The sequence below is a fragment of the Candidatus Angelobacter sp. genome, assembly GCA_035607015.1.
Lineage (GTDB): Bacteria > Verrucomicrobiota > Verrucomicrobiia > Limisphaerales > AV2 > AV2.
Window position 1 is genome coordinate 1 of the sequence record DATNDF010000205.1, and the last position, 8,924, is coordinate 8,924.

Genomic DNA, 8,924 nt, shown 5'->3' on the forward strand with positions numbered 1-8,924 from the left:
AACGAATTCAGTGTCGCAGGAATAATCGCCGTTGGCGACCACCATGTCAGGCGATCCGGCTTGCGCCAGAAAATTATCGAGCAGGTGATTATGCGCGAACGGATCGCGCAGCCAGACATACCGGCGGTAAGCGCTGACGGCCTGGCGGAGCAGGGGATTCGGTATGACGCGCGCCTCATGGCCGCGACGCTGACTTTCCATTCCGCTTGCGTAATGAATGTCACTGACAACCAGGATTTTTTTCAGCTGAGCCACGTCGACGAAATGCTACGACAAGGGTGCGAATGAGTAAACGTGAACCACGGAACGCGAGAAGCGATAAGGGGTGGTTCGATTTGCGGGGCGTTTGTCAGCCCGGGCCGGTCGGCGCGGAACTGAAGCGAGACCCTGATGGGAGGGCTCCCAGGTTGCGGCGCGGCACGGGTTGCGTTTCCAGTTCGGCGCGTATCAGACGCGTGTTTTTTGTTGAGGCGTTTGGTGCCGGGAAATGTCCACTTTTCGGGGCAGGCTTTTGTTGAACAATACGCGCGAATCCAACTCAGGCAACCACTGCAATCTTGACGACGCGGCTTGATCGCGAGAAATGAATTGGGTTGATAAATGGATTGAGATGGCTAGAGTGACCACCATTGCTGGTGGCTGTCAAATCTGCGCGGCGCTAAGCATTGTGTGCAGGCGGTGCCAAGTCGAACTGATGAACCAACAAACCCATTCATCCGAATCATGAATTCAATCCCGGTGATTCTTCCGGTCGCGTCGATAGGCGCCATCTATCTGGCCCGCATGGCGGAGCTGGGCACGAAACGTGATACGATCCGAGGTCCGGTCCGTGAGCGGCTCACGTTGCGGTTGTTCATGCTTGCAGGTACGTTGATGGTGTTCGGGTCGTTGGTTGAGTTTTTCGCCCGTCATCTGAAGCTAAACTGGTGGACTTTTGCTGCTGGCTGGCTGTGCGCGGTGTCGTCTGTTGCGATTCGGCGGCGAGCCATCGCGGCGCTGGGCAAGTTCTGGAGTTTGCATGTTGAAATCCGTGAGAATCATCAATTCGTCCAAAGCGGTCCGTTCCGGTGGGTGCGGCACCCGACCTATTTTTCGATGATTCTGGAACTGCTCGGCTTTGGTCTGATCATGAACGCAGCGTACACGACTGCACTGGTGGCGATCATTTTCGTGCCGACTTTGATATTCCGGATCAGGACGGAGGAAACGGCGTTGGCGGCAAAACTCGGAGACGCGTACAAGAACTACCAGATGAACACGCCCGCGCTATTTCCTTACAAACTGCCCCAGGCAAAATGAGATCCGACGACTTCCAAAAACGCCGGGTCGTCGTCACTGGCATGGGAGTGATCGCCGCCAACGGGAAGGATCTTTCCACGTTTTGGAATGCGATCCGGGGCGGGATCAGTGCCGCGGCTCCGGTCACAAGATTCGACACGACCGGTGCTCCGACGCGCATTGCGGCAGAAGTCAACGGCCTGGACGCGAGTCGCTACATGGATCCAAAGACAGCCCGGCGGCTGGATCGGTCATTGCAGTACAGTGTGTCTGCCGCGCGTCTGGCCATGGAGCATTCGAAAATCGATTTTTCCAAATTCGATCCTGACCGGACCGGAGTGGTCGAGGGGACTTCCGTCAGCAGCAATGAGGCGGCTCATAAGACCGAAGAGGCGTATCTGAAAAAGGGCTATCGAGGAGTCAACCCGTTCGCGTTGATTAACGGCTATTGCGGGGCCGGGTGCGGCGAAATCGCCCATGAACTGGGCATCAAAGGTCACGCCATCTCGTGCAGTTCCGGCAGCGCTTCAGGCAATGACGCCATCGGCTACGCAATCAGCATGATCGAGAACGATGAAGTTGACGTGATGATGGCCGGAGGGGCGGAAGCTCCCATCATGCGCCACGTCTGGGGCGGCCTTTGCCTGAGCAAGGTGATGACCCGCCGCAACGACGATCCGCAACACGCAATGCGGCCGTTTGACCGGACGCGAGACGGGATCGTGCTGGGTGAAGGCGCCGCGTTCATGGTCTTGGAAGAACTGTCGTTTGCTTTGGCGAGGGGCGCGACAATTTATGCCGAATTGCTGGCGCACGGTCGGAGTTGTGAAGCCTACCACCCGGTGGCGCCGCACCCCGAGGGGATCGGCGTCCGTCGCGCGATGGAAAAGGCGTTAAGACGGGCGCGTCTTGACGTGACAGAAGTGGACTACATCAACGCGCATGGAACCGCCACCGAAGCCAATGACCTGGTTGAAACAAGGGCCATCAAACGTTTATTCGGACCACATGCGTGGAAGCTGGCGGTAAGTTCCACGAAACCCGTCACCGGGCATTTGATGGGAGCCGCCGGAGCGCTTGAAACCATCGTTTGTGTGCTGGCCGTGCATCACCAGGAGATACCGCTGACCTTGAACTTTAACGAGCCCGCGGAGGAATGTGATCTTGACTACGTGCGCGGCAGGTCACGTCCGTACCCGATACGGATTGCGATGAACTTGAGCAGCGGTTTCGGTGGCAAAAACTCCTGTCTGGTTTTGGGCCGTTATACGGACTCGAAGTAGAATGCAGGCGCTTTATCCTTTATTCGCAGCCGCATCAACGTCCGGCGGGGACAGGAGTATTGAGGCTCTGATCCCGCTGGCTGGATCGGTTCTGAATTTTTTACTTGCTCTGTTCGTTTTGAGTCGAAGTTATCGGGCGACGGCGATACGCGTTTATTCTCTTTTGGGAATTTGTATAGCCGTCTGGAACCTGGGAACATACTTCCTCTTCGTCGAAACCAACGAGGGCCACGCATTATTTTGGGCGCGGTTTCTCCAGTTTGGAGTTATTTTCATCCCGGTCCTTTTGTTTCATCTTTCTTTGTTGATCGCCCAGATACCGGTCGGCAAATACATCTACTTTCTCTATACGTGCCATGTCGTGCTCGCGTTGAGCAATCTGTCGGATGTGTTATTTCATTTCAAAGATGGGAAGGGCTTTTTCATAACGGGTGTTACGAAGCTCACCTACGCGTATTATTCCCAGGCAGGCTACGGTTTTTGGGCCTATAGCGCCCTCTTTGTCCAGCTCCATGCCTCGGTTTTCATTTTGTTCAAGAAACGCAGGACGTTGACTCCCCTCCATCGCAAGCGGCTGACCGGTCTGATCGTTGCCGCCGGCTCGCTCGCCGTCTTTGGATTCAACGACATCCTGCCGATCATCAAGATTTATCACTACCCGCTGGTCGGCAGGGAGGTTTATCCGTTCGGGAGCATGGCCGCGATCTTCTACGGATTGATCGTCGGTTACAGCGTGCTTCAGCACCAGTTGTTGGACATCCGCGTCACGCTCGGAAAAATTGCCGCCAACCTGGTCCGCCTGTTGTTTGTTTTTTTGATCTCGCTTTTTCTCCTGCTCATCGCCGCGAAAGTGACCGGTGTGTTCAACCTCCCTTCGCTCGCCGTTGCGCTCATTGTGTTCCTGATTTCCATGATCTCGGCCTCCATTTACTTTCCGCGGTTGTTTGGGCGGGGAGACGATTTGCTGGAGCGAAAACTTCTCGGCGACAGATTCGAATACCATGACAAAGTCCAGGGCTTTATACAGTCCATCCATGCGTACACGGACGCCACGCTGTTGATTGATGACCTCCACGATTTGCTCGTGAGCACCGTCAAGGTCCGGAGTTATAGCATAATCCTGCTGAACGAGAGCACCCGCCAGTTTTCGTTTTTTCGTGCCTACCCGGAACAACAGACGACTGAGCTGGGCAACGTGCATGCCGATTCGCCGGTATTTCAGTATTTTCAGAAGAAAAAAGCCGATTTCCTGGGGTTCAACGCTGCTTACTCCATTCCCGGCGAGACCGAAATCGAACGCGCGGCCCGGAAACAGCTCAACCAGTTTGATCCCGAGTTCTGTTTTCCGCTTTTGTTCGACGAAGAATTGTTCGGGCTGGTGTTGATCGGCCCGAAAGTTAGCGATGAATTGTACACCGCGCACGACCTGCGGCTGCTGACTGAACTGGTGCGGAACCTGAGTCTCGTCCTCAACCAAATACGTCTCAAGAAACGCATTCTCGTCGCGGAAGAACTGGAACTGATTGGACGGATGTCGCGCGGCATGGCGCACGACCTTAACAATCTGCTCACACCGGTTTCGACATTGCTGCAGCTGCTGCGGGACGGGCTGCTGGACTCGGGCAAAAGAGACGAATTACTCCCGGTTACGTTGCGCAACGTCACCACCATGCAGTCTTATATCCGCGAGGCGCTCTTCTTCTCGCAAAACCATACTCCTCGACTGGAACCGGGTCGGCTCGACTTGGTCATCCAAAAGGCAGTGGCCACTGCGGAGCCGGCCTGGAGGCGCAAGGAGGTGGAAGTCTCCGTCAATACCCCGGAGAATATCGTTGTTGAAATGGATTCCATCCTGATTCAGCGATTGATCGCCAACATACTGTCCAACGCGATCGACGCTTCACCGGTAAAATCCACCATACGGATCGAGCTCCAACGCCTGGCCCGCACCGAGTCGAACCGTGACTGGCTGCGCGTCCGGATCATCGACGAAGGCGAAGGGATCAAACGCGAGAATCTGAAACGCGTGTTCACGCCCTACTTCACCACCAAGGATCGCGGCGATGAAACCCGGGGGTTTGGACTGGGTCTGGCCATCTGCCGGCAGATCGTTCATTTGCACGGCGGGAATCTAAATATTGCCAGCGAGGAAAAAAAAGGGACAACTGTTCAGGTGGACCTTCCGAGCCGCCCGGCAATCCGGCCCGCGGCGGCGGCGGTGGCATTGAATCGTTCATGAAGACGTTGTTGGTGCTCGCAAAAGAATCCGGTCTGGCAGCCGCCGCCCGGGCGGTGCTCGACCCGGAGCGCTACCGCGTCGTGGGGCAGTCCGAGGCGTGGGAGGCGGAACCACTGTTACGCCAGGGCACCATAGACGGCTGCATCATTGACGCCGACCTGACGAACATACGGCCTCTCCGCGCCATCGAGGAATTGCGACGGGCAATGCCAAATTGCCCGATCATCGTTTACGCCGCGGCGACACAGTGGGAGTGGGAGGAGGAGGCTTACCTGCTGGGAGTCGAACACGTGCTGTCGAAACCGATCCGGGCGCGCCTGCTGAACACCGTGCTCGACAAGATCTGGAGGAATGAAGGCACTTCGACCGAGTTTCTGACCGCCCTGGCGCCTGCGGCCGAGCCAAGGGCGCTCGAATCCATTCGTGGGCCCGTCCGCACTCTCGAAGTGTTGCGGGATTTTTCGGGCATTCTTACCCACAGCCTGTGCTCGGAAGCGTTGTTGAAGCAGTTTCTCCTGTTGTTGCGTGAGATTATCGGAGTAAACCGGGCGGTGATTTTCCTGCGCCGGCCCATGGGTGTGTTCAGTGTTGTTCGCGGCAGCCAGGAGGACCGCCGCCTCCGGTCCGTGTGCGCACTGGGATTACCTCCGGGGTTGCTGGAGCATTTTGAGTTGTCCCTTGAAGCGGGCATCGGAGGCTACGTTCACCGCAAAGGGCGGATTCTACAGAGCAACAGCGAGGGAGCGCGCAACGACCGCGAAATCCAGAAGGAATTTGAACTGCTGGGCGGGCAGGTGGCGATTCCCATCCTGGATCGGGAGTCACTCGTTGGCGTGGCTGTGTTTGACGGCCGGCTGACCGGCGAACCGTTCGTCAATGAGGAACTGGCGCTCATCTTTCATTTGCTGGAGGAACTCGGCCTGGCCATCAAGAACAGCTGGCTGTACGACCAGTTGCTCGCCAACCACGAGATGATGGCCGACATCTTGAACCAATCCGGAAGTGGATGCCTCGTCGTCGCGCGCGAATTGACGATTCTCCACGCGAACCAGGCGGCGCGGGATTATTTCGGCAGGCCGGCGCGGCGCGGCGCGGCGATCGAGTTCGGTGATCTGCCGCAGTCGATCGGCAGTCGCGTGTTTGAGTCCTTGCAATCGGGCGAAGCGGTCCCGCCGTTCAAATATCGTTTCCAAGGAGACCTGGACACGACTTACCGGGTGATGATCACCCCGTTCAAGCGGAAGAATTCGATCACCGTCAACGCGGTCCTCTTGATGATTGAGGACTTCACACAGAGTGAGCGATCGCAACAGCTTGAGATCGAGGCCTCAAATCTGCGTCTGGTCAAGACCATCGCCGAACACCTCGCGCACGAGATCGGCAACTCGCTGGTGCCGCTTTCGACTCATCAGCAATTGTTGCCCAAGAACTACGACGACCCAGAGTTCCGCGCTTCGCTCGGTTCATCCATGGGTGACGCGGTGCAGCGCATCTCCCGCCTTTCCAATCAGATGCTCTTTCTCGCGCGCGACAAAGTGGTCCGGAGCGAAGCGGTGCCCGTCGCCAAGTTGATCGAAGACGCTTTCCTCGAGGCCCAAAAGTATGCCTCGCCCAAGCCCGCGAACCTTGTTTATGACAGTGGCGGCCAGGCTCCGATGGTTGCCGGAGACCGCGCGGGTCTCAAACAGGCGCTCTCCGAGGTGATGCTCAATGCGCTCCAGGCCAATCCGCCGAATTCACCGGTCCACGTCCGCACGGGTATGGACTCCGACGCCAGCGGGCGGTGGGTCCGCATTGAAGTGCGCGATGCCGGTCCGGGTTTCACCGAGGAGGCTGTCACGCGCGCGGCGGAACCGTTTTTCTCGACGCGCAACGTCGGCCTGGGGCTGGGTCTCGCCGTGACGCGGAAGATCATAGAGACACACCATGGTCGTGTTGAAATCGCCCCGAAAGACGCGGACAAATCGGGGATGGTCCGCATCTCGTTGCCGCAGGCGTAGACTGAATTGGCGTTGGCCGGCCCGCCGCCAGTACGCCCACAATTCGTCCTTGTAACTTTAACCGTTTCTTGCGAAAACGCTTCCGGCTCATAGTGAACAAACCAACGACAAACGGTCACGATTCAGAAAGCGAGTTTTTAGGATGAGACTACGTCACTCGTTTTTTTTCCTGATCGTCGCCCTTTTGCCTGCGCGCCTTTTGGCGTTGGGCATTCGCATTGCCGACCAGGATCCTTTTGCCACGGCCCGTGGCAACGCATTTGCGGCCACAGCGGATAATCCTTCCGCGATTTACTACAATCCTGCGGGCATCACTCAGTTGGAAGGGCAGAACGCGAGCTACAGCCTTTACGCCATTTATTTGAATTCGCATTACACCTCTCCTTCCGGCACCGAGGTGGATACCAAGGATGAAATTCAGGCAGTGCCTCATCTTTATTACACTTATTCGATGGAAAAACTGCCGCTTTCATTCGGGTTGGGAGTGTATAGCCCTTACGGTCTGGGTTTGGAATGGCCGGTGAACGGTCCGTTCAACGCATTGGCTACCGAGGGGAGGATCATGTATTTTACCGCCAACCCGGTTGCTGCCGTGAAAATTCTTCCCACTTTGTCAGTGGCTGCCGGCGTGACGATCAACTATTCCCAGGCCGAACTAAAGCGCGGCCTTGGCTTTGCGCCGGGCGAATTCAAGTTCAAGGGGGATGACACCGATGTCGGTTACAACATCGGGCTGTTGTGGCAACCGCATCCCATGCATTCATTCGGCGTGAGTTATCGCAGTTCGACAACGATGAACTTTTCTGGCCACGCGCAGATTCCCAATTTTCGCGAAGAAGCCACCGCCAGCTTTCGTTTTCCTCACAATGTCGTTGTCGGTTGGTCGTTTCGTCCCACGACCAATTGGAATTTCGAAGTCAACGTTGACTGGACCGACTGGGATGCCTTGGACACGGTCAACCTGAAGGCCAACGTTCTCGGCACCAGCATTCCTTTCAATTGGCAGTCGAGTTTCTTCTATGAATTCGGGGCGACTTACCAGTTTGACAACGGGTTCCGCCTGAGCGGTGGATACATCTACAGTGAGAATTCCGTCCCGGAATCCAGCTTCAGCCCGGCGGTGCCCGATTCGGACCGCCATATTTTCAGCCTTGGCGCCGGGATGAAGTACAAGCGCTTGAGTTGGGACGCAGCGTACCAGCTCGCTTATGGCCCCCCTCGCGACATACGTGGAACATTCGGCGGACTTGCCGACGGCCGCTACGAGTTTATCAGCCATGCCATTACTGTCTCCCTCGGATACGCATTCTAGGCCGGCCTCATCGCCGTCACTCAACAGCCCGCGCAAGCGGACCCTGTTGATCGTGGACGACGAGGAAGGGCCGCGCCAGTCGCTGCGCATCGTTTTCAAGGATGATTACAACATCCTGCTCGCGGACAACGGGACCAAGGCGCTTGATCTCGTGAAGCAGCATTCGGTGGATGCCGCCGTGCTCGACATTCGGATGTCGGGCATGTCCGGGGTGGAGTTGCTGGGAAAACTCAAGGAAATCGACTCAACCATTGAAATCATCATGCTGACGGCCTACGAGACAATCGAGACGGCCCGTCAGGCCCTGAAGCTGGGGGCGTGCGACTATCTGACCAAGCCGTTTGACATCTCCACCATGCGCGCGGCCATTGCGAACGCGATGGAACGGCACACACTCTCGGAGGAAATTCACGCCAACAATCGAAAGCTGGTCGAACTCCAGGAGGAACTCCACAACCAGAAATTGCAGGAGGAAATCGTCCGCACCAAGGGCGAAATCTACGCCAGCGTCATTCACGACATCAACGGACCGCTGACCATCATCTCGGGCTTCATTGAAATCATCAACCAGCACATCAGCAATGCCACCGCCCTGGATCCGGGCAGTCTCGACCTCGTCAAGGACCGGCTGGCGCGCATCACCCGCCAGGTCAACAATTGCATAGAGATTTCCCAGCGCTATCTCAGTTTTCTTCGCAAACGCTCAACGGACAAGGCGCCCATCGGCACCAACCAGATCCTGGCGGATCTGGGCGAACTCCTGAAAGTCCATCCCAGCGCACAAAAAAACGAACTGGTCATCCGGCCGCTTG

Annotated in this window: 7 protein-coding genes; 6 read left to right on the forward strand and 1 reads right to left on the reverse strand. The window is 56.8% G+C overall.

The features are described from left to right. Positions 1–255 (reverse strand): hypothetical protein (locus VN887_08340; GenBank protein ID HXT40017.1); only part of this gene is annotated, 255 nt, incomplete at its 3' end. Between the two features lie 468 nt (positions 256–723). Here VN887_08340 and VN887_08345 point away from each other — a divergent pair. The 6 genes from VN887_08345 to VN887_08370 form a co-directional block, all read left to right on the forward strand. After that, complete coding sequence (locus tag VN887_08345; GenBank protein HXT40018.1) at positions 724–1,299, forward strand: isoprenylcysteine carboxylmethyltransferase family protein; 576 nt, start codon at positions 724–726, stop codon at positions 1,297–1,299. Further along, the gene (locus VN887_08350; protein ID HXT40019.1) at positions 1,296–2,561 is read left to right on the forward strand and encodes a beta-ketoacyl-[acyl-carrier-protein] synthase family protein; all 1,266 of its coding nucleotides are present in this window, start codon (positions 1,296–1,298) and stop codon (positions 2,559–2,561) included. The genes VN887_08345 and VN887_08350 overlap by 4 nt, the downstream gene beginning before the upstream one ends. 1 nt (position 2,562) lies before the next feature. Next, complete coding sequence (locus tag VN887_08355; protein ID HXT40020.1) at positions 2,563–4,800, forward strand: ATP-binding protein; 2,238 nt, start codon at positions 2,563–2,565, stop codon at positions 4,798–4,800. Further along, positions 4,797–6,800 carry an ATP-binding protein gene (locus VN887_08360; protein ID HXT40021.1) on the forward strand — a complete coding sequence of 668 codons (2,004 nt, stop codon included), beginning with the start codon at positions 4,797–4,799 and terminating at the stop codon, positions 6,798–6,800. The genes VN887_08355 and VN887_08360 overlap by 4 nt, the downstream gene beginning before the upstream one ends. A gap of 142 nt (positions 6,801–6,942) precedes the next feature. After that, positions 6,943–8,112 carry an outer membrane protein transport protein gene (locus VN887_08365; GenBank protein ID HXT40022.1) on the forward strand — a complete coding sequence of 390 codons (1,170 nt, stop codon included), beginning with the start codon at positions 6,943–6,945 and terminating at the stop codon, positions 8,110–8,112. Then, on the forward strand, positions 8,078–8,924 hold an 847-nt coding region (locus tag VN887_08370; protein ID HXT40023.1), incomplete at its 3' end, for a response regulator. The genes VN887_08365 and VN887_08370, both read left to right, overlap by 35 nt.